At 42.4% G+C, this 23814-nt stretch carries 20 protein-coding genes; 12 read left to right on the top strand and 8 right to left on the bottom strand.

All coding sequences use genetic code 11. The features are described 5' to 3' along the window. Nucleotides 1-85 precede the first annotated feature (85 nt). Nucleotides 86-2848, top strand: a complete 2763-nt coding sequence (gene mgtA / locus Aso01_RS06500; RefSeq protein WP_004937299.1) for a magnesium-translocating P-type ATPase — start codon at nucleotides 86-88, stop codon at nucleotides 2846-2848. A 10-nt stretch (nucleotides 2849-2858) separates the two neighbouring features. Further along, on the top strand, nucleotides 2859-3578 hold the full coding sequence (locus Aso01_RS06495; RefSeq protein ID WP_004937301.1) for an MgtC/SapB family protein: 720 nt from the start codon (nucleotides 2859-2861) through the stop codon (nucleotides 3576-3578). 21 nt (nucleotides 3579-3599) lie between these two features. On the opposite strand, the gene Aso01_RS06490 is transcribed toward Aso01_RS06495, so the two are convergent. The 4 genes from Aso01_RS06490 to aceR form a co-directional block, all read right to left on the bottom strand. Next, nucleotides 3600-4781: a benzoate/H(+) symporter BenE family transporter gene (locus Aso01_RS06490; RefSeq protein ID WP_004937303.1), complete on the bottom strand. Its 1182-nt coding sequence runs from the start codon at nucleotides 4779-4781 to the stop codon at nucleotides 3600-3602. A gap of 106 nt (nucleotides 4782-4887) precedes the next feature. Then, nucleotides 4888-5538, bottom strand: a complete 651-nt coding sequence (gene leuE, locus Aso01_RS06485; protein ID WP_004937305.1) for a leucine efflux protein LeuE — start codon at nucleotides 5536-5538, stop codon at nucleotides 4888-4890. 72 nt (nucleotides 5539-5610) lie between these two features. Beyond that, on the bottom strand, nucleotides 5611-6600 hold the full coding sequence (gene tal / locus Aso01_RS06480; RefSeq protein ID WP_004937306.1) for a transaldolase: 990 nt from the start codon (nucleotides 6598-6600) through the stop codon (nucleotides 5611-5613). A 74-nt stretch (nucleotides 6601-6674) separates the two neighbouring features. Then, nucleotides 6675-7568: an HTH-type transcriptional regulator AceR gene (gene aceR, locus Aso01_RS06475; RefSeq protein WP_004937308.1), complete on the bottom strand. Its 894-nt coding sequence runs from the start codon at nucleotides 7566-7568 to the stop codon at nucleotides 6675-6677. An 87-nt stretch (nucleotides 7569-7655) separates the two neighbouring features. Between aceR and aceI the strand changes: the two genes are divergently transcribed. Then, nucleotides 7656-8084: a chlorhexidine efflux PACE transporter AceI gene (aceI, locus tag Aso01_RS06470; protein ID WP_004937309.1), complete on the top strand. Its 429-nt coding sequence runs from the start codon at nucleotides 7656-7658 to the stop codon at nucleotides 8082-8084. A 33-nt stretch (nucleotides 8085-8117) separates the two neighbouring features. Here aceI and Aso01_RS06465 read toward each other — a convergent pair whose 3' ends face one another. Beyond that, nucleotides 8118-9677: an acetyl-CoA C-acetyltransferase gene (locus tag Aso01_RS06465; protein ID WP_004937311.1), complete on the bottom strand. Its 1560-nt coding sequence runs from the start codon at nucleotides 9675-9677 to the stop codon at nucleotides 8118-8120. A gap of 240 nt (nucleotides 9678-9917) precedes the next feature. Here Aso01_RS06465 and Aso01_RS06460 point away from each other — a divergent pair, with 240 nt between their 5' ends. From Aso01_RS06460 to Aso01_RS06450, 3 genes are all read left to right on the top strand, one after another. Beyond that, nucleotides 9918-11309 carry a 3-oxoacyl-ACP reductase gene (locus Aso01_RS06460; protein ID WP_004937313.1) on the top strand — a complete coding sequence of 464 codons (1392 nt, stop codon included), beginning with the start codon at nucleotides 9918-9920 and terminating at the stop codon, nucleotides 11307-11309. 84 nt (nucleotides 11310-11393) lie between these two features. Beyond that, entirely contained in the window at nucleotides 11394-12248 is an 855-nt protein-coding gene (locus Aso01_RS06455) for a MaoC family dehydratase (RefSeq protein ID WP_004937314.1), read from the top strand. A gap of 66 nt (nucleotides 12249-12314) precedes the next feature. Next, nucleotides 12315-13577: a serine hydrolase domain-containing protein gene (locus tag Aso01_RS06450; protein WP_004937316.1), complete on the top strand. Its 1263-nt coding sequence runs from the start codon at nucleotides 12315-12317 to the stop codon at nucleotides 13575-13577. On the opposite strand, the gene Aso01_RS06445 is transcribed toward Aso01_RS06450, so the two are convergent. Beyond that, nucleotides 13574-14170, bottom strand: a complete 597-nt coding sequence (locus tag Aso01_RS06445) for a TetR family transcriptional regulator (protein WP_039909916.1) — start codon at nucleotides 14168-14170, stop codon at nucleotides 13574-13576. The genes Aso01_RS06450 and Aso01_RS06445 overlap by 4 nt on opposite strands. 116 nt (nucleotides 14171-14286) lie before the next feature. On the opposite strand from Aso01_RS06445, the gene Aso01_RS06440 reads away from it, so the two are divergent. After that, nucleotides 14287-15789 (top strand): SmvA family efflux MFS transporter, encoded by a 1503-nt coding sequence (locus Aso01_RS06440; RefSeq protein ID WP_004937320.1) that lies wholly within the window; start codon nucleotides 14287-14289, stop codon nucleotides 15787-15789. Between the two features lie 138 nt (nucleotides 15790-15927). Then, nucleotides 15928-18096 carry a DNA polymerase III subunit gamma/tau gene (dnaX, locus tag Aso01_RS06435; protein WP_004937322.1) on the top strand — a complete coding sequence of 723 codons (2169 nt, stop codon included), beginning with the start codon at nucleotides 15928-15930 and terminating at the stop codon, nucleotides 18094-18096. A 38-nt stretch (nucleotides 18097-18134) separates the two neighbouring features. Here dnaX and Aso01_RS06430 read toward each other — a convergent pair whose 3' ends face one another. Next, a complete protein-coding gene (locus Aso01_RS06430; RefSeq protein WP_004937324.1) occupies nucleotides 18135-18575 on the bottom strand; it encodes an acyl-CoA thioesterase in 441 nt (146 codons plus the stop codon). Next, nucleotides 18572-19732, bottom strand: a complete 1161-nt coding sequence (locus tag Aso01_RS06425) for an iron-containing alcohol dehydrogenase (protein ID WP_004937325.1) — start codon at nucleotides 19730-19732, stop codon at nucleotides 18572-18574. Before Aso01_RS06425 ends, Aso01_RS06430 begins: the two co-directional genes overlap by 4 nt. Nucleotides 19733-19939: 207 nt before the next feature. On the opposite strand from Aso01_RS06425, the gene Aso01_RS06420 reads away from it, so the two are divergent. Genes Aso01_RS06420 through Aso01_RS06405 form a run of 4 tightly spaced genes read left to right on the top strand, consistent with a single transcriptional unit; the run spans nucleotide 19940 to nucleotide 23719 of the window. Then, nucleotides 19940-20449 (top strand): low molecular weight protein-tyrosine-phosphatase, encoded by a 510-nt coding sequence (locus Aso01_RS06420; protein ID WP_004937328.1) that lies wholly within the window; start codon nucleotides 19940-19942, stop codon nucleotides 20447-20449. A gap of 24 nt (nucleotides 20450-20473) precedes the next feature. Beyond that, the gene (murB, locus tag Aso01_RS06415; protein WP_228127996.1) at nucleotides 20474-21502 is read left to right on the top strand and encodes a UDP-N-acetylmuramate dehydrogenase; all 1029 of its coding nucleotides are present in this window, start codon (nucleotides 20474-20476) and stop codon (nucleotides 21500-21502) included. A gap of 12 nt (nucleotides 21503-21514) precedes the next feature. Next, the gene (locus tag Aso01_RS06410) at nucleotides 21515-22690 is read left to right on the top strand and encodes a YdcF family protein (RefSeq protein ID WP_004937331.1); all 1176 of its coding nucleotides are present in this window, start codon (nucleotides 21515-21517) and stop codon (nucleotides 22688-22690) included. Further along, nucleotides 22691-23719, top strand: a complete 1029-nt coding sequence (locus Aso01_RS06405) for an alpha/beta hydrolase (protein WP_004937333.1) — start codon at nucleotides 22691-22693, stop codon at nucleotides 23717-23719. Nucleotides 23720-23814: the final 95 nt, after the last annotated feature.

The following is a 23814-nucleotide window of genomic DNA, read 5'->3' as shown; positions in this document are numbered from 1 at the left end:
TTACATTGTAAACACATCTCTAAACAAACGGCTTTTTTACATAAAAAAGTCACGACTTCGTATGCCTGAAAAAAGGAGATCTTTTATGAAATATGATCTATGGCAACGTCTATTTACTCGATTTTTGCAAACATTTCATCTTAAGCGTTTTTTTGAGCGACATCGTTCTTTTAAAGAAATGCATCAATCAAGTTATGCCAAAGAAATTGGACAGGCTTTATCGCAACAGCTGAAGACTAATGCTCAAATGGAAATGAGTCAGCTTTTAGAAAAATTACATACAGCGCAAGATGGTTTAACAGAAGCGCACGCGTATCAACAGCAACAGACACATGGTTTGAATGAAGTTGCTCAGGAAAAGCCACTCACTTGGTGGCAGCATGTATGGTATTGCTATCGTAATCCTTTTAATGTGCTACTTAGTCTTTTAGCGCTTGTTGCTTTTTTAACTGATGATTTCACTGGTGGATTAATCATCACTATTATGGTGTCACTATCGACCTTATTACGTTACTGGCAGGAATCTAAATCCAACAAGGCTGCTGAGTCGCTTAAAGCAATGGTGACCAATACGGCTATGGTGCTGCGCCATAACGTCAATACTCAAGATCAGATTTTGATCAAGCAACGTTATGGCGTTGAGGTGAAGCAATTAAAAAGTATTCAATTTGAAATACCGATTCAGTATTTGGTGCCTGGCGATATTATTTTACTTTCAGCTGGCGATATGATTCCGGCCGATTGTCGAATTTTGACGGCAAAAGATTTATTTGTTTCGCAAGCAGCCATGACAGGTGAATCGATGCCTGTGGAGAAATATGCAGCTGCACATACATCAGACATAAATTCTCCTTTAGAACTCGACAATTTACTGTTTATGGGTACCAATGTTGTCTCCGGAACAGCGCGTGCAGTGGTGATGAGTACAGGCATTCAAACTTATTTTGGTGCGCTGGCGCATCGCGTGACGGCAACTGATTATGCAGTGACTTCTTTTCAGCTAGGGGTAAATAAAGTCAGTTGGTTACTGATCCGTTTTATGTTGGTAATGGCACCGATTGTTTTGTTTATCAATGGCTTCACCAAAGGGGATTGGGGTGAGGCTGTGCTGTTTGCTTTATCTGTTGCGGTGGGTTTAACGCCTGAAATGCTTCCCATGATTGTGACGTCAACCCTTGCAAAAGGAGCAGTGTTTTTATCGCGTAAAAAAGTGATTGTAAAACGACTAGATGCTATACAAAATTTTGGTGCTATGGATGTGCTGTGTACAGACAAAACAGGCACATTAACGCAAGATAAAATCTTTCTTTCGCATCATGTTGATGTGCTTGGTAAAAAATCGCATTCCGTATTAATGCAGGCATTCTTAAACAGTTATTACCAAACGGGGCTTAAGAACCTGTTGGATGTGGCCGTATTAGAAGCGGTTGATCAGGACATGAAGTTTGAAAAACTACGCTTTAAAAAGCTAGATGAAGTACCTTTCGATTTTGAACGCCGTAGGATGTCTGTTGTTGTGCGTACGCCACAAGCCCAAGTGCGTATGGTCAGCAAGGGAGCCGTTGAGGAAATTTTAAAAGTATGTTCGCATGTTGAGCTACAAGGCGAGATTAAACAGCTTAGCCCAGCGTTACGCCATGAGATACAGACCATAACGCAAAACTACAACCGCGAAGGATTGCGTGTTGTAGCAGTTGCATACCGTAATATTGATACGCATCAAGAAAGTTTTTCTGTGGCAGATGAATGTGATCTGATTCTGATGGGCTATCTTACCTTTTTAGATCCACCGAGAGAGTCAGCTCGACCTGCCATCCAGCAGTTACATGCACATGGTGTAGCTGTGAAGGTATTAACGGGCGATAACGAGTTCGTCACACAAAAAATATGCCGTGAAATCGGGATTGCCCATGACAAGGTACTTCTTGGTGGCGAAATCGAAATGCTATCCGACGCGCAGCTTAAAGTTGCGGTTGAGCAGCATACTATTTTTGCAAAACTAAGTCCTATTCATAAAGAACGTATTGTCGATCAGCTAAAAGCGAATGGACATGTGGTCGGATTTTTGGGGGATGGAATCAATGATGCTGCCGCAATACGTGCTGCAGATATTGGCATTTCAGTCGATTCAGCAGTGGATATTGCCAAGGAATCTGCCGATCTGATTTTACTAGAAAAGAGTTTGATGGTGCTTGAAAACGGTGTGCTTGAAGGGCGTCGAACATTTGCCAATATGCTCAAATATATCAAAATGACGGCCAGTTCAAATTTTGGTAATGTTTTTTCGGTATTGGTTGCGAGTGCTTTTATTCCATTTTTACCTATGCTACCGATTCATCTACTGGTACAAAACTTACTCTACGATGTATCTCAGATTGCTATTCCGTTTGATCATGTGGACGAAGAACAACTAAAAAAACCGCAGCGCTGGCAGCCTTCTGAAGTTGGGCGCTTTATGGTGGTATTTGGTCCGATTAGCTCCATCTTTGATATTCTGACCTTTTGCATGATGTGGTTTATTTTTCATGCCAATACGTCAGCGCAGCAAACCATGTTTCAATCTGGCTGGTTTGTCGTGGGACTACTCACGCAAACCATGGTTGTGCATATGATTCGAACCAAAAAAATACCGTTTATTCAAAGTTGCGCAGCTCCGCCACTGTTGATCATGACGGTAATTATTTGTGCAATTGGTATTTTTTTACCAATGGGACCTCTGGCAAGCTACTTAAAGCTTGAAGCATTGCCTTGGATTTACTTTGTATATTTGCCTTTTATTTTGTTTGCTTATATGTGTTTGACTCAATTCATCAAACAAATTTATATCCGTCGATATGGCTGGCAATAAGAGAAACAGCATGACTTTACAATTTTTACAAAATACCAGTGTGTCCAATATGGCCGATACCTTAATTAGTCTGGCAGCCGCATTTATTTTGGGTGGATTGATAGGATTCGAGCGACAATACCGACAGCGTACAGCCGGGCTGCGAACCAACGTTTTGGTTGCGCTTGGCGCTGCAATTTTTGTCGATATTGCAAATAACCTGTCAGCGTCGGATGGCGCTGTGAGGGTCATTGCTTACGTGGTGTCAGGGATTGGTTTTTTAGGTGCAGGTGTAATTATGCGCCAAGAAGGTAACATTCATGGTTTAAATACAGCGGCTACACTTTGGTGCTCAGCCGCTGTGGGCGCAGCCGCAGGAGCTGATCTGATTGTGGAGGCATTGGTCGCGACAGCATTTATTCTGGCCGCCAACACATTACTGCGACCCTTGGTGAATATGATTGATCGCCAGCCGCTAGATGCAGAATCTGAAGTGACGCATATCATTTACCTAACGTCTAATAAAAGTCATCGTAAATTGGTGATGTATAAATTGACCGAAATCTTGCATCATTTTAATTATCCATTAAAAGACCTAGATGTCGAACCCTTTGGCGAAAATGACATTGAAATTGAAGCGACACTGATTGCGACCTCGATTGATCCAGTTGAAATGAATGAAATCATTAAACAGATCAATCAGGTGCCGCAAGTACAACAGGCCTATTGGGATAAAAATACCATGGCATAAGCAGCATACATATGATGAGGTTTAAGATAGACTTTTCTTAAGTTTTAACTTAAAGATGATCATCACGATGATGCCTACAATTAAACCCCAAAAGGCAGAGCCGATACCAAAAAACTGAATTCCCGAGGCGCTGCATAAAAAAGTGAGCAGTGCCGCCTCGCGGTCATTCACATCGTGAAATGCCAGGGCAATGTTGTGACTGATCGTCCCAAACAGTGCAATACCCGCCAATGCAATGATAAATAACGAAGGAAATGACATCAGTAAGCTGGTTAAGGTTGCGGCGAACACGCCCATCAATATATAGAAAAATCCACAGCTAATGCCTGCAATATAGCGCTTGCTTGGATCTGGATGAACTTGATCATCTAGACTTACCGCCGCACTGATGGCGGCAATATTTACAGTGTAGCAACCAAAAGGTGCAAGAATGGCTTGGGTGGCACCGGTCCATCCAATCAGTTGATTAACGTGAGGTGTATAGCCATAGCTTTTGATCATGGCGATACCCGGCAAATATTGCGATGCCACATTAATTACAAAAAGTGGTAAGGCCAAACCCAAAATGGCAGAACCTGTAAAATGTGGCGTGATCCATTCAGGTTTTGCTAAATCCCAATGCAAAACAGGTGGATGGAAAGTCATAAACAAAGGACACAGAATTACACCAACGACCACGGTTATGACGATACAGTAGCGTGGCCAGATACGTTTACTCATAACATAGATTGCGAGCAGACTGATAATAAACTGCCAGTCGTTTTGCATATTGGCAAAGAGTGCAATCCCGAATTTAAGCAACACACCGGCCAGCATCGCGCTGGTGAGGCTTTGTGGAATATGCGCCAGTACTTTCTCAAAGATACCTAAAAAGCCTAATAATGCAGTTAACACACCACATAGCAAAAATGCGCCAATCGCTTCATGTAAGGAGTAACCGCTGCCAGTCGCTATGATCAGTGCCAAGCCTGCGGTCGACCATGATGTCGCGACCGGATATTTAAACTTCCAAGATAAAAACAGACCAGAAGCACCGATTCCAATGCCCAACGCCCAAAACCAGGAGGTAATCTGGCTCGTGGTGGCCCCTAAAATCTGTGCGGCCTGTATCACTAATACCGAGGATACGCTAATCCCGATGAGAAAAGTGACAAATCCTGCAAAAGCAGCCGGAAGAGTAAAATCACGAAGAAATGTACGCATGATTCAATATTTATCATCTGTTTGTGAGTGAAGTGTCTTTCATAGAGACACATTAAATTTAAAACTCAGTGTAACTATCTCATTGAACAGAAAACAGGTTCAAAGATTACAATGTTGATGTGGCAAGCCTCAGTCCAAAACCAAAAAACAGCACACCTACCAGAGCAATGCAGATAGCGGATGTTTTATGTTTTGATTTAAAAAAATCAGAAAGTCGAACACCTGAAAAAATTAGCGCCGTTAAATAGCCTAAGCTAATGCATTGTAAAATAATTGCAAGAGCAATAAAGCTAATCGCCGGGTAGGGATAATCCGGATCTACAAACTGGATAAAAAAAGACAAAAAGAACAAGATTGCTTTGGGATTGAGCAGGCTGATACTCAGCGCAGTTCGATAAGGGTGAATCTGATCGAGTTTTGGTAGGTCAGTCATTTCAGGCATTGAAATATGACGATTTTTATAACGTAGATAGCTGGCTTGAAGCAGCTTAAAGCCTAAGTAGGACAGATATGCTGCGCCTATCACTTTAAGCGTTGTAAAAATCCAGGGAAAAGCATGCATCAACGACGCTGCGCCCAGAACCGTACACAAAATTAAAATTGCATCGCCTGTGACAATACCCATTGCGCCTCGGTATCCAGTTTGAATACCATAACGTGATGCAATGGACATCACATATAGGGAATTTGGCCCCGGCAAAAGAACAATAAAAAGCGTCCCTATGATATAGGTTGTTAAATCCGTGATCCCCAACACAACACGAAGTCCATAAAAAACCAGTTTTTGTACTATAACAAAAACTGGTCAAATTATGTGAATATTCACCTATTAGGCTTGAATTTCAGCATCGATTCCAAATGATTGACGCAATAGGTGAGTCAACTGTTCACGTGCTTTAATAAAGCCATCGATACCGCCTTGAAGTAATTGAAATGCCATTAAGTCATGTTCAAGCTCTTCTCTAAAGCTTTGTTCGGTTTGTGCAGAGCGTTCGACTGGATCTGCTGCCTGCGCGGCTTCAATTGTGAGTGCTGGCTTAATTTCACGGGTATCCGATTCAAGCTGAGCCAAAAGTGCAGGGGCAATGGTCAGTAAATCACTACCAGCGAGGCCAAGTACCTGATCGGTACTACGGAAGCTCGCGCCCATGACTTGAGTTTTGATACCTTGTTGCTTGTAGTAGTTATAAATTTTCTTAACTGAAAGCACACCCGGATCTTGTTCGATTGGGTAGTGATCGACATTTTCAGCTTTTTTATACCAGTCTAAAATGCGTCCAACAAAAGGCGAAATGAGGGTTACATTGGCATCTGCACAGGCTTGTGCCTGATGTAAACCAAACAGTAAGGTAAGATTACACGCAATGCCTTCAGCTTCTAAAACTTTGGCTGCCTGAATGCCTTGCCAAGTAGATGCAATCTTGATCAGTACGCGAGACTGATCGATACCATACTGATGGTACAAGGCAGAAAGTTCGCGCGCTTTTGCAATTGTTGCTTCGGTATCGTAAGACAACGAAGCATCAACCTCGGTAGAGACACGACCTTCGATGAGTTTTAAAATTTCAACACCAAACTTAACAGTCAAAATATCAATGGTACGTTCGATGAGTTCATCGTTTTGATAGCCTTCTTGCTTGGCTTGATCAAACGCGGCTTCAATCAACGCTTTATTGTCAGGAATGCTGGCGGCAGCCGTAATCAGGGAGGGATTTGTGGTTGCATCCAAAGGACGAAATTTTTGAATTGCATCAAGATCACTACTATCAGCAACCACTGTAGTCCATTTTTTTAATTGATCGAGGGCAGATTGTGTCATTGTTTCAAGCGTCTTTATATAAGAATTCGGATGCATTTAGTTATAGCATAATCTTGCGTGAACCCAATGACTATTTAATCTTTTGCTCGTTTTCTCTGCAATTGCAAGTGATCAATCAGATAATGTGCAGCCACGCCAAGACTACTTTCGCGGCTCCAAACCAAATCGATATAATATTCAAATTTAGGCGTGAAATCTAAAATATTTAATATTTTTAATTGATTAGATAGCTTTGGATTTTCAATAAACATTTCACTAGGTAATACACCCCAGCCCAACTCACCTAAAATCATCATACAGGCCGAGTGGTGGTTATCTGTACGCCAATACTGCTTGGAAAATAACAGTTCGGGTTTGATTTTACTATCACGACTTGCCACCACAATTTGCCGCTGCTGCACCAGATCTTTGAAACTGACCTGATCAAGTTGCGCCAAACAGTGTTCATTTGCAGCGACAGCAACCAGCGCTTCTTTTTTAATTTCTACAAATTGTTCACGATGGTCTAGGTGTTCACGTTCAAACATAAAAGCCAGTTGCGCGCTTTGATCGAGTAGCATGGCCAGAGCATCTTCTTGAGGCGCTGAGATAATATTAATTTGTAAAGTCGGAAATTTTTGTTCAATCAGGCGTATATAGTCGACCCAATGCGTGTGTAATAGTTCAGACACAATCACAATATTCAGTGCCGATTCCAAACCAGTACTTAAGGCAAACGCCTGTTGCTTCCATTGATTCATCTCAATCAAAAGCTGTGCTGATTTTTCATATAAAACATGTGCCTGAGGTGTAGGAACTGGTTCGCGTCCTTTACGTTCAAACAAATTTAAGTTGAGGTCAATTTCCATATTGGCAATCGACATACTTACCGCGGATGGAACCTTGCCCAATTTTCTGGCTGCTGCTGAAAATGAACCGGTTTCCATGACGCTTTGAAAAATGATGAGTTGTTCTTGATTAATATTCATCTGTCAGAAAAGTTGAAAGAACCTAATTAGATTTATCAGAATTATAAAAATAAAATGCAATCTATCCAAATAAAAGAGTGTTTAAAAATGTTGATTTCCAAAAGAAGACTTGTTCATGCATTTAGCTATGAAGGGATCTTGTTGGTCATCATTGCGATTGCATTAAGCTTTATTTTTGATATGCCTATGGAAGTAACCGGAATGCTCGGTATTTTTATGGCGGTGACGTCGGTCATCTGGAATATGATTTTCAACCATTATTTTGAGAAAGTTGAACATCGGTTACAATGGAAGCGGACAGTTGGTGTGCGTATATTGCATGCGATCGGGTTTGAGGGTGGACTTCTCATTGCTACGATTCCAATGATTGCTTATATGATGCAGTTAAGCCTGCTCGATGCATTTATTTTAGATTTAGGTTTGACCTTGTGTATTTTGGTGTATACCTTTATTTTTCAGTGGTGCTATGACGCGATTGAGAAACGCTTAGGTTATGCACCGCAGCATTCATCGTAAAAAAAAGCGCCTGTTGTAGGCGCTTTTTTATGTTTATTTTTCAACGATCGCGACAACGCCTTGACCGCCTGCGGCACAAATCGACACTAGAATTTTGCCAGAACCTTTCTGATTCAAGATTTTCGCTGCGGTCGCCAAGATGCGTCCACCCGTTGCGGCAAATGGATGCCCAGCAGCCAATGAAGAACCATGAATGTTCAGTTTGCTACGGTCAATCGAGCCTAAAGGAGCATCAAGACCTAAACGTTCTTTACAGAATTTTGGATCTTCCCATGCTTTAAGGGTCGAAAGCACTTGAGATGCAAAGGCTTCATGAATCTCGTAGTAATCAAAATCTTGTAATTTCAGACCAGCGCGTTCAAGCATACGAGGAACAGCATAAGCCGGTGCCATGAGTAAGCCTTCTTTTTTACCCACAAAATCAACGGCCGCAGTTTCTGAAAAGCTTAAATAAGCCAGTACTTCATGACCGTTGGCTTTTGCCCATTCTTCGGATGCCAGCAAAACTACAGATGCACCGTCTGTCAGTGGTGTCGAGTTACCCGCAGTCATGGTGGCGGTTTCGCCCTTGCCAAATACAGGTTTGAGTTTGGCCAGTTTTTCTACTGATGAATCTGGGCGTAAGTTATTGTCACGCGTTAAACCCATAAACGGTGTGATCAGATCGTCAAAGAAACCAGCATCGTAGGCTTTGGCCATTTTATGATGTGAAGAGGCGGCAAGTTCATCTTGAGCCTGACGTTCGATGCCCCACTCAAGTGCGGTAATGGCCGCATGATCTCCCATGGACAGCCCAGTGCGAGGCTCACCGTTTTTAGGAGCATCCATCAAGTCTTTAATGTTGATTTTAGCCAATGCCTTTAAACGATCTTTCGCTGTTTTGGCAATGTTGAGCTCAAGTAAAGCCTTACGTAAGCCATCACCAAATGCAATCGGGGCATCGGATGTGGTATCTACACCGCCCGCAATACCGACCTCAATCTGACCCAACGCGATTTTATTTGCCACAGCAAAAGCTGCCTGCAAGCCAGTGCCACAAGCTTGTTGTAAATCGTAAGCTGGTGTTTCAGGAGCCAATTGAGTATTAAGTACGCATTCACGGGTCATATTAAAGTCACGGCTATGCTTTAAAACAGCGCCTGCAACCACTTCGCCCACACGTGTGCCTTGAAGCTTATAGCGTTCAACTAAACCATTGAGTGCAGCAGTCAGCATGTCAATGTTGGACGCTTTAAAATACGCACCGTTAGAACGTGCAAATGGAATACGATTACCACCAATAATGGCGACGCGACGGATAGAAGTTTGGCTCATGATGCGATCCTGTTGAGCAGACGTTTTTTTAGATGTTGAAGTATTTGCAGAAGATTTGGCTTGTGTACCTGCCGAAGCGGTTTTAGCACGTGAACTGGCACGCTTTGGCTTTGCTGTCGCTTCAGTACTTTTTTTAGCTGTCGACGAGTCAGCCGCAGATGAGGTTCGACTGGTACGACGTGTTTGCGAGGTGCTTCGCGCTTTCGGTTTTGATGTATTTGACACATCATCCTGAGTAGAGTTTTCGACTGCCGATTTTTCTGGAGTTGTTTTACTCATAAGGCTTTTCCAAGCATGATTATGATGTTATTGACGGTACATTAACATAATTAAAATAGACCTGTATTGACTAGAATGACATTGTAGATTGTATTCGGGTCAACACATATCAAGATTAACTCAAGTATTATTTTATTCAAATCCACAATGCGATCGAGCTAACACCTTTACAACACAATGATGTGGAACGCGTAGCTTGTGAACATGTTTAAAAATTAATTTGCATGAGAGATTATTAAGATGATTGATCAATACCAAGCATTTACTCAATCGCCAATCGGTAAATTCGTTGTGAAGAATCTCGGCTTGCCATCGCCCGTGGTATTGGATCGTTTCGAGCAAGGTCAGCCAGTGATTCGTGGTGCTGTATTGGTTGGTGCAGCACCTGAAGGTGTTTTATCTTCTGCTATAGCCAATGTGCTCAGTATCATTCATGCAGACAGTTATGCAGGCAACAATACCGATATTCAGCAGGCTGCTGCACAAGTGGGCTTAAACTTACGTGCTTTTAATTCTGGAGATAAAGAATCTCGATTCAAAGCCGTTATTTTTGATGCATCAGGAATTCAAAACTCAGAACAATTAAACGAGTTACATAAATTTTTTAATCCGATTGTCCGTCAAATCGAAGGTTCAGGTCGTGTGATTGTCGTGGCTACCACACCGGAGTCTGCCAAAACGGTGAAACAGGCGATTGCGCAGCGAGCTCTTGAAGGCTTTGTAAAATCTGTAGGAAAAGAGTTTAAAAAAGGAATCACTGCGCAACTGGTTTATGTCGATGAAGGCGCAGCCAACAATCTTGAGTCTACATTGCGTTTCTTACTTTCGCCGCGATCTGCTTATGTATCTGGTCAGGTGATTCGTATTTCTAAAGCAGAAGTTGTAAAAGTTGACTGGAACAAGCCACTTGCAGGTAAAACTGCTTTGGTGACGGGAGCAAGCCGTGGTATTGGTGAAGCAATTGCCCATATTTTGGCACGTGATGGTGCGCATGTCATTTGCCTTGATGTGCCACAACAACAGGCTGATTTAGACCGGGTTGCTGCCGATATCTCTGGTTCTGCTCTCGGGCTTGATATTACGGCAGCCGATGCAGGCGAAAAAATAAAAGCGGCTGCACAAAAAAATGGCGGCCTTGATATTATTGTGCACAATGCAGGTATTACTCGCGACAAAACGCTGGCCAACATGAAACCAGAGCTTTGGGACTTGGTAATCAATATTAATCTGAGCGCAGCAGAGCGAATCAACGACTATTTACTCGAAAATGATGGCTTGAATGCAAATGGTCGAATTGTCTGTGTTTCTTCAATCAGCGGGATTGCAGGCAACTTGGGTCAGACCAATTACGCAGCGTCTAAGGCTGGCGTGATTGGTTTGGTTAAATTTACTGCACCAATTTTGAAGAATGGAATCACCATCAATGCAGTGGCGCCAGGATTTATCGAAACACAAATGACAGCCGCTATTCCGTTTGCTATCCGTGAGGCTGGGCGCCGTATGAACTCGATGAATCAGGGGGGCTTACCTGTTGATGTTGCCGAGACAATCGCATGGTTTGCATCAAGTGCATCCACTGGTCTGAATGGAAATGTAGTTCGGGTTTGTGGTCAGAGTCTGCTCGGTGCATAATGAGGGTTAAAGAGGGATGTAAGAACATCCCTTTTTCATAAACACAGACTTAAAAACAAATACATTTTAATGAAAAGGTTCGTTATGAATACGCGTCATTTTAGTCAACTGCCGAAAGCCTATTTGGCTTATCCGAAAGTCATACAAGGTTTGGTATTTAAAAAACCCAAAGGCGAGCGTGTATTGCCTAAAGTGGAATATGTTGTCGACTCCTTTCGAATAGATCAAGATCATTTAAATGATTACAATCAAGTCTGTGGATTTAAAAGCGACGATACAATTCCGGCAATCTATTTGGCAGTGTTGTCACAAAGTTTGCAAATGCACATGATGACGACAGAAAACTTTCCTTTTGCGATTCTGGGTTTGGTGCATATTCGTAATCAGATCAAGCAAACTCGTCCAATTGGCGTTAATGAAGCACTGAGTCTTTCATGTCGATTTGGCGATATTCAGCCACATGATAAAGGCCTGCAATTTGATTTTATCACCACAGTGAAGGTGGGAGCAGAGACGGTGATGGAAGGAATCACGACTTATCTTTCTCGCCAAAAAACATCAAGTAGTACAGCCGAAAAAACCAAAGAAGCTCAATTACCTGATTATGAAGTTCAAGATGTCTGGACGGTTGCTGAAAACACAGGGCGCCGCTATGCCAAAATCTCGGGTGATTATAATCTGATCCATATTCATGCGATGACAGCAAAGGCATTTGGCTTTAAGCAAGCAATTGCTCACGGCATGTGGAGCAAAGCACGTGCTTTGGCCAGTATTGATTTACCTTCGGCCTATGAAGCAGATGTTTGGTTTAAGTTGCCGCTATTTTTGCCATCGACCGTTGAGTTTTTAACGGCATCAAATCCTTCTGAAACCGATTTCTTGATTCGGAATCAGCGTTCTCAAAAGCCACATGTTTCAGGCCAAGTGAAAAGCCTTTAAACAATTCTTCCCGGTACATATCGTGATGTGCCGGGAATGTAACAATAATAAAAATAGGGACATACAGTGAATACACTAACTCAATATTTCTCAGCCGATACTCAAAATTATCACGGTATTCTAGATGAGCGATTCCATGATCTGGCAGTGCATTTTAGTCGTTTACAAGATGCCCGAACTGATCAAGGAGGAGCGGCACTCGCCGTTTATTTCGGAACACAAAAAGTTGTCGATATTTTTACGGGTAAAAAATCTCGTGATGAGTTGTGGGATGCCAATACGCTTTCTGTCAGTTACTCAACGGGTAAAGGCGTACTTGCAACATTGGCACATATCCTCGTGAGTGAGGGTTATTTGGAATATGACCGACCAATTGCCTATTACTGGCCTGAATTTGCTCAGCAGAACAAGCAAAAGATTAGCTTAAGAGATGTTCTGAGTCATCAAAGCGGTTTATACGATATTCGAAACTCGATCCAAGATGCCAGTGAAATGCTGGACTGGCCGCATATGCTAGAAGTCTTTGAAAGCACAGCACCTCGATTTACAGCGACCCATGCTCAAGCTTACCAGGCATTAACATTTGGTTGGCTGGTAGGCGGGGTGCTAGAAAAGGCAACAGGGGCAACACTTCCAGACTTGATGCAAAAATATCTAGTCGAGCCGTTGAAATTAGATGGTGCTTATTTTGGCGTACCAGTTTCTGAACTTTCGCGTGTGGCAAGACTCATTGCGCCAGTAAAGTCTGTAGAAAAAGTCGGAACGCCAGTACACAAAACATCTCACCAGCAAAAGAAAACGAGTGTAATGGATAAATTGGTGACATGGACAGGCCAAAACCCGCAAGATTTTCAAGATGCCATGATGCCTAAAGGAATGCGTCATTTCAGTTTTTTTAGCGATGAAGGTTTACAAGCCATCATTCCGGCTGCTAATGGTGCTTTTACTGCAAATAGCCTAAGTAAGATGTATGCAATGCTGGCTAATCAAGGCCGTTTTGAAGATAAAACACTGATCAAACCTGCGGTTTTTAAACAGCTCAGCACAATTCAGAGTTTTTCTAGAGACAAGGTCATGCCAATACCAATGTATTGGCGATTAGGTTATCACCGCGTAATTACACTGGGGAAGCGAGCCAAACATGGATTTGGACACATTGGCTATAACGGTTCTGGTGCATGGTGTGATCCAGAACGCAATCTCAGTTTCGCATATGTTCATAATTTCAAAATCGGATCAATTACAGGGGATTATCGCTTGTGGAGTTTGACTCAAGAAACCTTACGCTGTGCGGATTTATTTTTAAAGGGTAAAAAAGGCTGGTTTTAATGTTTTGAAGCCAGTAACTCATAGTCCAGCATAATCTGTACATGATGTTTAAAGGAGCTTTCTTCAAAACCTTGCAAGCCAATTTTAAATATACCGTCTAGCCCACAAACAAATGCAATCAGACGCCATGCCACTTCATGAATTTGGGGCATGGTTAAATCTTTGAATTGCTTAAGCATAACACCTGTTTTGATTTCTTTTATCAGTGCTGCATGCCAGTGCTGCATGGTCAGTTGATAGGCCAAGCGGATCTGTTCATCTTGTTGCATCAATACTTCAGCTTCGTTCCACAATCTGAGATATGCCTGAGTCTGTTCAGTATCTTCATAGCCTAAGATCAAGCGAATTCGTGCCATTTGATTACTGGTTTCGATGCCATCTTCAATTTCATTAAGCTGATCCATCAGTTCGACAAAAACCTCGGCCTTTAAGTGAGAGCTAGACTGAAAATGATGATGAACTTGACCTGTAGAAACCTGCGCCTCAGCAGCCACGCGTCGAACCGTTAATCCACTTAGTCCATCTTGTAGGGCCACCTGTTTTGCGGCACTTAAAATCATGGCGCGTCTTTCTTCTCGATTTAAATAATTCATGTCATCCATAGTGGTGAAACATACAAGTCTTATCATAAATAAAGTTGGACATATGTTCAAGTTTGAATATAATAAGATCAACTTGAACAAGTGTCCAACTTTAATTTGGGTGAGTTATGTACCGCAAATGGATGATCTTGGCGATCATCGTCCTTATTTATTTACCAGTATCGATTGATGCAACAGTATTGCATGTCGCTATTCCAACGCTTAGTGCAGATTTGGCGCTCACGAGCACCCAAATGCTGTGGGTGATTGATATTTATTCACTCATTATGGCAGGTTTAATTTTACCAATGGGGGCGTTAGGCGACCGAATGGGATTTAAGCGCCTCATGCTGGTCGGGGCTTCCATTTTTGGTCTTGCATCTTTACTGGCTGCTTTTGCAAATTCTGCAGCACTGCTAATAGCAGCACGGGCGCTTTTGGGCTTAGGTGCAGCTATGATTTTACCTGCCACGCTCTCAGGATTAAGAACCACATTTTTAGATGAAAAACAGCGTAATTATGCGCTAGGTATCTGGGGAACAGTCGGAGGAGGAGGTGCTGCATTTGGACCATTGCTCGGCGGCTTTATACTGGAGCATTTCTCTTGGGGCGCAGTATTTTTAATCAACGTTCCAATTATTATGACAGTGATTCTACTCACGGCTTTTTGGGTGCCTAAACAGCACATACAACACAAACAAGCCCTGAATCTATTTCAGGCGTTGATCTTGGTCGTGGCTATTCTGACATTAATCTATGCCGCCAAAACCGCGATGCATGCACCAAGCATGACAATTTTTATGGTCATGCTTGCAGGTTTTGTACTCCTTGCTGGCTTTATTCGTCATCAACTAAAAACGCCAGCGCCGATGATTGATGTACACTTATTTAAGCATCCGGTGATTTCAACCAGTGTCATCATGGCGATGGTGGCCATGATTGCGTTAGTCGGATTTGAACTACTGCTTTCGCAAGAGTTGCAATTTGTGTATGGCTATTCACCCCTTGAGGCCGGTTTGTTTATTGTACCGTTTATGGTGGCAATTAGTGTGGGTGGGCCTTTTGCCAGTGTTTTGATGAACCGTTATGGTTTAAGGCCAGTGGCAACACTCGGAATGCTGTCATGTGGGTTTAGTTTTTTTGGTCTAGCGTCAATCAACTTTGATACACAACATATGCAAGCTTGGGCTTGGATGGTGATAATGGGAATTAGCGTTGAAATTGCACTACTTTCTTCTACGGCAGCAATTATGTCTTCTGTCCCACCTCATAAAGCCACTGCGGCGGGTGCAATTGAGGGTATGGCCTACGAGTTAGGAGCCGGATTAGGCATTGCAATTTTTGGCCTTATGCTGTCATTTTTCTACACGCGTGCAATCGTTTTACCAGAAAATCTGCCTATACAGTGGGTAGAAACAGCGTCAGCTTCGGTTGGAGAGGCAGTTCAAGCAGTAAAGATGCTCGAACCTACTTTGGCACATGATGTAATGGCTGCGGCTGCAAATGCATTTACTGCATCGCATAGTATTGTGCTGAGTATTGCAGGCGTGATGTTCGTGATTTTATCTGTTTTTGTATGGATAACCTTGCCCAAAACAGCAACTGTAGTACCACACAAAATATCAGAGTAAATTCTCTGCTGCCCATAAGCGTCTTTAAATACGCCGAGCAACTGCTGCACTTTAAAGCAACTCTGAACGGATATTGTGCTTATTCATTCACTAACGTTCAAAAAAACAGTATGCTTATGGACAAACCAAGGAGCATCCATGTATCAAGTACTGGCCAGAAAATATCGTCCACGAAACTTTATCGAACTCGTGGGTCAAAATCATGTGTCTCGTGCGCTTACGAGTGCGCTTGAACGTGGCCGCTTGCATCATGCCTACTTATTTACCGGAACACGTGGCGTAGGTAAAACTACAATCGCCCGTATTCTGGCGAAGTGTTTAAACTGTGAAACTGGCATTACCTCTACACCATGTGAAGTTTGTACGACCTGTAAGGCTGTAAATGAAGGCCGGTTTATTGATTTGATCGAGATTGATGCTGCTTCTCGAACCAAAGTAGAAGACACTCGAGAGCTGCTGGATAATGTTCCTTACGCACCGACTCAAGGGCGCTTTAAGGTGTACTTGATTGATGAAGTGCATATGTTATCGACGCATTCATTTAATGCCTTGCTCAAAACACTTGAAGAGCCACCTGAACACGTCAAATTCTTATTTGCCACCACCGATCCGCAAAAGCTTCCGATCACGGTGATTTCAAGATGCTTACAATTTACTTTGCGCCCGCTGGCAGTCGATGAGATTACATCGCATTTGACCGAAATTTTAACCAAAGAAGATATTTCAGCGGAAAAAGACGCTATTTGGCAAATCGCTGAATCGGCGCAAGGTTCTTTACGTGATGCTTTGTCACTGACCGATCAGGCGATTGCCTATGGTCAGGGTGAAATTCAGCATCGAGATGTTAAAGAAATGCTAGGGTTGATTGATCGTACTATTATTTATGATCTGATTCTGGCAATCCATCAAAATGCCCCGCAGCGTGTCAGTCAATTATTAATGCAATTTCGACAACAAGCGCTCGATGTATCGTTAGTGCTAGATCAATTGATTTCGACATTACACGAGCTGGCATTGCTTCAGTATTTGCCTGAGCTAAGCTTAAAATATAGCGACGAAATTAATCAAAAAATACTTGCACTGTCGAAAACTGTATCTGCACAAGATTTGCAGCTATATTACCAAATCGCCTGTAAAGGACGTGCCGAACTTCAGCTCGCGGTGACTCAGGAGCAGGGTTTCGAGATGTGTGTACTACGCCTGTTGGCGTTTCGCCCATTGGCCCTCGATGAAATTGTGGTGCACGATTCTGCACCTACCACTCCGGGGCATTCTACACACAGTACGACCACTGTTTCAGTTGAATCAGCTGAAACGGATGAACCAAATGTTCATACACATACCCCCTTAGAATCTAAGCAATCTATACAAGAAATAGAAGCAATTGATGAGAGTAATGAACAGCGCTTAATTGAAGCGCCGTCAGCTCAAGCAGAGCCAACACCAATACCAGATCATTTCAAAGAATCAGCGCTCGACGTTGAGTCGGATGACGTGGTGCTCAATCATACAGTTTCTGAGCAAGCTCTTATAACTGAACCTGAAAATTCAGATGTTTTGGTTTTTGATATTGAAACAGATGGATTAATCGGTCTAGAACCTAGCACAGTTGAGCCCGCACTGAGCGTACAAGATATGTCGCTTTTTCCAGTAGAAACCGAGCTTCAGCCAGAGGAAAATCTTGAACAACCAAAATTACAAACCTTAACTGATGTAGCGTCCGATGTACCTACTGATTTATTTGGTCAGCCTATTGAAGACACTTCTGCGCTTGCTGTTGAAGAGTCAGATCCAAGCAACATTGAGCCAGTGCTAGAAAATGAACCTCTTCAAGCCCATGGAATTAACGCGGATGTGAGTAGTGAAGCGCTTGAGCCTAATAACCTAATGCCTCAAGACATTTTGAAACTTCAAGAACAGGTACTTGAAGGTGAGTGGACACTTGAAAAATGGGAGTTTTGGTTTAGAGGCAGTCAACTTTCACCTGCAGTGCAAGAGCTCGCTCAATATGGATTGATGACTGGGCAAATTGATGGCACCAGTATTTTTATTATTCCTCAGCAATATGAAGGGATGTTGTCTCAATTACAACATGCGCTTGAATCTGAGTTGATCACTCGTTGGCCAAACACACAGTTTAAAGTGCAATATGGTGAAGTGGCCTCAATTACGCCGTTTATCAAACAGTCAGAGCGTAAAGAAAAAGCTTTCCAACGTGCGGTAACCTTGATGAGTGAAAACAAGGTCGTCAAATCACTACTAGATACTTTCGATGCCGAATTGCAGAACGTTAATCTTAAGCTATAAAAAGGGGCAAACGTTTATGTTGGTGCCCATTTTTTTATTTAGCTTTGATTTAACTGATAGGCTGTAAGCGCCTCACGCATCGCATCGGGAATTGTGGTACTTTTTCGTGTCTCTCGATCAACAAAAACATGGACAAAGTGTCCTTGTGCACAAGGTTCAAGCTGGTGTTGCTTAAATATTGCGAGTTCATAGCGTAAGGAGCTTTGCCCAATTTTTGAAATTGCAACACCCACTTCAATGGTATCTGGAAAGGTGAGTTCCTTAAAAAAACTGCATGCCGAGTCAACAACTAGTCCGATGATCGGTGACTGACGAATATCAAAGCCTGCATGTTGAATCAAAAGTGAGTTAGCGGCTGTATCAAAATAACTATAATAAGTCACGTTGTTTACATGACCATAAATATCGTTATCTGCCCAGCGTGTCTGGATATTTAAAAAATAATGAAACTGGTCACGGCGTTTGGGTATTGGTTTCATGCGTAAATTGCCTCATAAATCTGATACGCAGCCTGATGTGTCATTTCGCGTGGGTTATTTTGTAATAGGCGGGTTTGCAATAATGCATCTTGCGCCAGTGTTTCAAGGCTAGAGTGCGGTACATTGAGTTGGCTCAGTTTTAAAGTCAGCCCACTATGATCAAGATGATTTTGCATATGGTCGATAAACAAATCGCACAAGCCGTCTGCACAGCCATTACTTTTAGGGTCAAGCCATTGCATTAATTCTGCATATAACTGTTTAGCATGTGGCGCGTTGTATTTTAAAACTTCGACCAATACCAACGCATTGGTATGTCCGTGAGACAAATGAAAATGACCACCCAATGGATAAGCCAGCGCATGTACAGCCCCTACAGGTGCATTTGCAAATGCTTGACCTGCAAGCATTGAGCCAAGCAACATGTTTTGACGTGCATCCATGTCATGTCCATTACTCAGAACTTTAGGCAGATTATCATTAAGTAAACGCAGTGCATGTTTTGCCAGCATATCGGCATAAACATTTTTTTTCAGTTTACTGGTATAAGCTTCAATCGCATGCACCATGGCATCAATTCCGGTGGCCGCGGTGATGTGTGCTGGTAAATCACGGGTAAAGTTCGCATCTAATATCGCAACATCGGCATACAAAACTGGAGATACAATTCCGGTTTTAGTTGTTTCACCTGTCGTGATGATCGAAATCGGTGTGACTTCGGAGCCGGTTCCTGCTGTAGTCGGAATCAAGATCAGCGGTAATCGGGGGCCTTTGGCATTATTTACGCCATACATGTCGCTTAACTGTTGTATTTGATCAGGATGGGCAAGTAACGCAATCACTTTTGCGACATCCATTGAGCTACCACCGCCAAAGCCTAAAACGGCATCAACTTTCTCTTGTTTCGCATAGGCAGCCGCATTTAAAACAATCTGCTCGGGTGGGTCGGCTTGAATATCTGAATAAATAACATAATCAATCTGAGCTGCGTCTAAACACTTAATGACAGGTAAGTGATACTGATGGGCAATCATTCCTGGATCCGTCACCAGCAAAACTTTTTGATAGTCTCGATCAATCAAAATAGTTTTAAGCTCAGCAATTGATCCCAATCCTGAAATGATGCTTGATGCGCTCTGAAACTGAAAATATCCCATCGTTCCGTCCTTATTTAATTTACTTGTCGATTACAAATCATTGTTTTATTGAGTTAATCCATCATTTTATTGTGAAGCCGCATCAAAAGAATGCTTTTTGATCGACAAATCATTTGATCACGAAACTCTTAAGAGATTCTATAGGATTCGTGAATTAAATCACTTAACATAACAGTTATTCATCGTGATCTGTTGCTGAGGTTTGATATGTCATCTCAAACGCCTTATAAGGTGTTATGTGTCTGTTTAGGTAATATTTGCCGCTCGCCAACGGCTGAAATCGTATTAAGACACGCGTGTGATGCAAATAATCTCAATATAACTGTCGATTCGGCCGGCACCAGCAATTATCATCCCAATAAAGCGCCAGACGCGCGTTCTCAAGCACATGCTTTAAAGCGTGGCTATGATCTATCTTCACTGCGTGCTCGCCAGATTCAGCTTGAAGACTTCATTGAGTTTGATCTGATTTTGGCGATGGATCATCAAAATCTTGAAGACATTCAAACCCTAGAGCGTCAGGCGATTAAACGTTTTGGAAAATCACGTGTACGCTCTAAAGTGGCTTTGATGAGTGAACATGATCCTAAATACAAACACAAAGCCATCCCAGACCCTTATTATGGCGGCGCAGATGGATTCGAACGTGTATTGGATCAATGCGAATCCAGTGCTGCAGCATGGGTAGCCGAGTTTAAACGTGAACACCACGGATAGTGGATCAAAACAGGATTTAACGTGATACACATTCAACAACAGATTCAACTCAAACCATTTAATACGTTACAGCTTGATGTGATTGCATCGCACTATGTCAAGATCAATTCTGTGCACGCACTAATCGATGCACTCGAATATGCCCATACTCATGATCTCAATGTACTCGTGTTATCTGGCGGGAGCAATATGTTGCTGCCACAATATGTGGATGCGTTGGTGTTTCATATGGATATTCAAGGATATGAAATAATCAATGAAAGCGCCGAGCATGTACTGGTAAATGTGGGTGCAGGCGAAAACTGGCATGAATTTGTTTTAAAAACTACCGAAAATGGATGGTATGGACTTCAAAATCTGGCGTTAATCCCGGGATTGGTGGGTGCATCTCCGGTTCAGAATATTGGAGCATATGGTGTTGAGGTTGGTGAGTTTATTGAACAGGTTCATGTGTATGATCGTAAGCTTCAGGCTGTAAAGTCCATTGATGCTCAAGACTGTGAATTTGCTTATCGGCACAGTATTTTTAAAGATGATCCTGAGCGATATGTCATTACACATGTCAGTTTTAAATTACTCAAAACGCCGAAACTGAAGCTAAATTACGGTGATTTGCTCAAAGCGGTTGGTGATGACAAAACGCCCGAAAATTTACAAAAACAAGTGATTGCGATTCGTCAAAGCAAATTGCCAGATCCTAAAGAATATCCTAATGTAGGTAGTTTCTTTAAAAACCCGGTGATTTCATCGCAGGAATTTGACCAAATCCACACAAAATTTCCTACGATTCCTCATTACCCGCAGCCAGACGGACGTACCAAAATTGCAGCAGGATGGCTGATCGATCAGACTGGCTGGAAAGGTAAAAAGCTCGGCTGTGTAGGAATGTTTGAAAAACAAGCACTTGTTCTGGTGAATTATGCCAATGCAACCTTGACCGATGTGCAGCACACTTACCGAGCAGTACAATCAGATGTCGCACAAAAATTTAATGTTCGACTTGAGCCTGAACCCGTGCTGTTCAATTCAAACGGTTTGATTACTTCACATTAGGAACAAAACTGTATGACACAAATACATTGGATGATCCGACTTGTTCGAGCAGTGGCTATACTGTTCGTACTTGCCGCATGTCTAATGGTTTTTATCTACACGCCGTTTTATTCAAAAATGATCGTAAAGGGACTGAATTACTTTGTACCTGTCGAAGTGAATCAAGTGGCTGCAAAGAGTCAGCAAAATGCATCGCTTAGCGAGCATGAAAATCTAGAGCCTGGTTCAAATCTCTGGATTGCACGTCAAGCCTATTTGCGGTTAGTCGAAGAGGCCATGAGTCAACAGAAGTTTGAAGAACTTGGTCTGTTACAAGCGCGTTATCGCGCACTACAACACCGCATTGAAGATGAGCAACTTAAAGAGCAGCAAGAAGACGAAAAAAATGCAACCAGTGTGCCTTTACTGGCCAAGAAAGATGAGACGACTCACGTAAAAGATGCTGCCAAGCATGAAAAAGAGAATCCAGAGAATCCAGCATCAGCCTCAAGTGTAATTGTGAGCCAGTTGTTTGATTTAAATCACTCTGAAAATAAGGCACTACGTGACAAATATATTGTTTTTTTAAAAACACATCCTGTTGCAACACCAGAAGACGAAGCCAGTAAAAATGAAATTACCGAGGATATCGAGTTTATTAGACAAAATCAAAGTGATCTCAGAGCTTCGTCTTATCATGCCAAACCATATGCCATTGTGGTTTTAGGTGGTGGCTTAACACTCGCAGATAATCGTAAAGATATTGTAGTGAATGCCTACACCAAACTTCGCCTAGAAAAAACTTTGGAAATTGAAAAAAAATACAAATTACCGATTGTATTGAGTGGTGTTGAGGCCCCTTATATGCAAGCATGGTTAAAAGAACGAGGCGTAGAAGCAAAATTGCTTGAAAACCGCAGTATGAATACCTGTGAAAATTCGCGATTTAGCTCTTTATTGCTTCAGAAAAAAGGTGGAGCACCGACTGTGATGCTTGTAACAGATGTATATCATATGCCGCGAACACGGCGTCTTTTTGCATTGAATGGAATTGAAACCATTCCAGTTGAAGCTCCAATGCCTACTCAATTAAGCGCTTGGCAGCCGAGCCAGCAAAATTATGATCATAGTCGCCGTGCCAATTACGAACTTTTGGCCACAGTACGGGATATGCTTTTTGGCTCAAGTGGTTGTCGTGAGGTGCCCTAAATGTCAGATATTCCATTTCTAAATCCTACAGTATTACAGCAACTTGACCTGCCAGTCCCGAATCGTGAGCAGACTCCACAGATTTTGCCACAACTAAATCTGAATCACGAAATGCAATCATCTCGGGATTTACTGGCCTATAAAAAACTGTACGGACTCGATCAATTGTCTGCGAAGCACTGGCAAGGCTACATTCAAATGCCACTGTTTAAATTGCATGTTCAGGTGTTTCAGCCTGAGCGTGATGTTCCATTAGGTACTGTCTTTTTACTGCATGGTTATTTAGAGCATAGCGGCATTTATCAGCCGATTATCCGAGAAATTCTGGATCAGGGTTTTAGTGTACTCACTTACGATTTACCCGGTCATGGTTTGAGTGATGGCTCGCCGGCGAGTATTCAAAATTTTGATCATTACCAACACGTGTTGCTAGCAGTTTATCAGTACGTGAAGCATGCAAACCAGCTGCCAAAGCCTTGGGTCGGTATTGGACAAAGTACGGGTGGTGCAATCTGGATGCATCATTTACTCGAATATGCACAGAAACGCCAAGATCCTATTGTAGATCGGGTGTTATTACTTTCACCTTTAATTCGTCCTGCCAAAACCGCATGGTGGCATAATCCGGTCGGGCTTGGCATTATTCGCAGAATACGCCGTCAAGTACCAAGACACTTTAGACGCAACAATCATAATCCTGAATTTTTACGTTTTGTGCGTCTTAAAGATCCGTTACAACCACGTATGATGGGGATGGACTGGATTCTGGCAATGTCTAAATGGATGTTTGAAATGGAAGAGCGTCCACCTTGCAGGATACCGGTTTGGTTAGCACAAGGCGCACTCGATCAAACTGTCGATTGGCGCTATAACATTGAGTTCATTCGGCGTAAGTTTCGTTTGCAAACCTTACTCATGCTTGAAGAAGGCTCGCATCAGTTAATTAATGAGCGAGCGGATATTCGCGCTGCACTCACGGGGTTAATTCCTGCATTTTTGCATGCTCGTCCTAAACATCACTATTATTAAGTCTTTATATTTACTTTAATTAAAGCCAGCCTCAAGCGCTGGCTTTTTGCTATAGCAAGCAATGGAATTTGAATATCTTTTGTAATTACAATGTG

The sequence above is a fragment of the Acinetobacter soli genome (genome assembly GCF_000760595.1).
Lineage (GTDB): Bacteria > Pseudomonadota > Gammaproteobacteria > Pseudomonadales > Moraxellaceae > Acinetobacter > Acinetobacter soli.
This window is presented reverse-complemented; position numbering and strand designations above follow the sequence as displayed.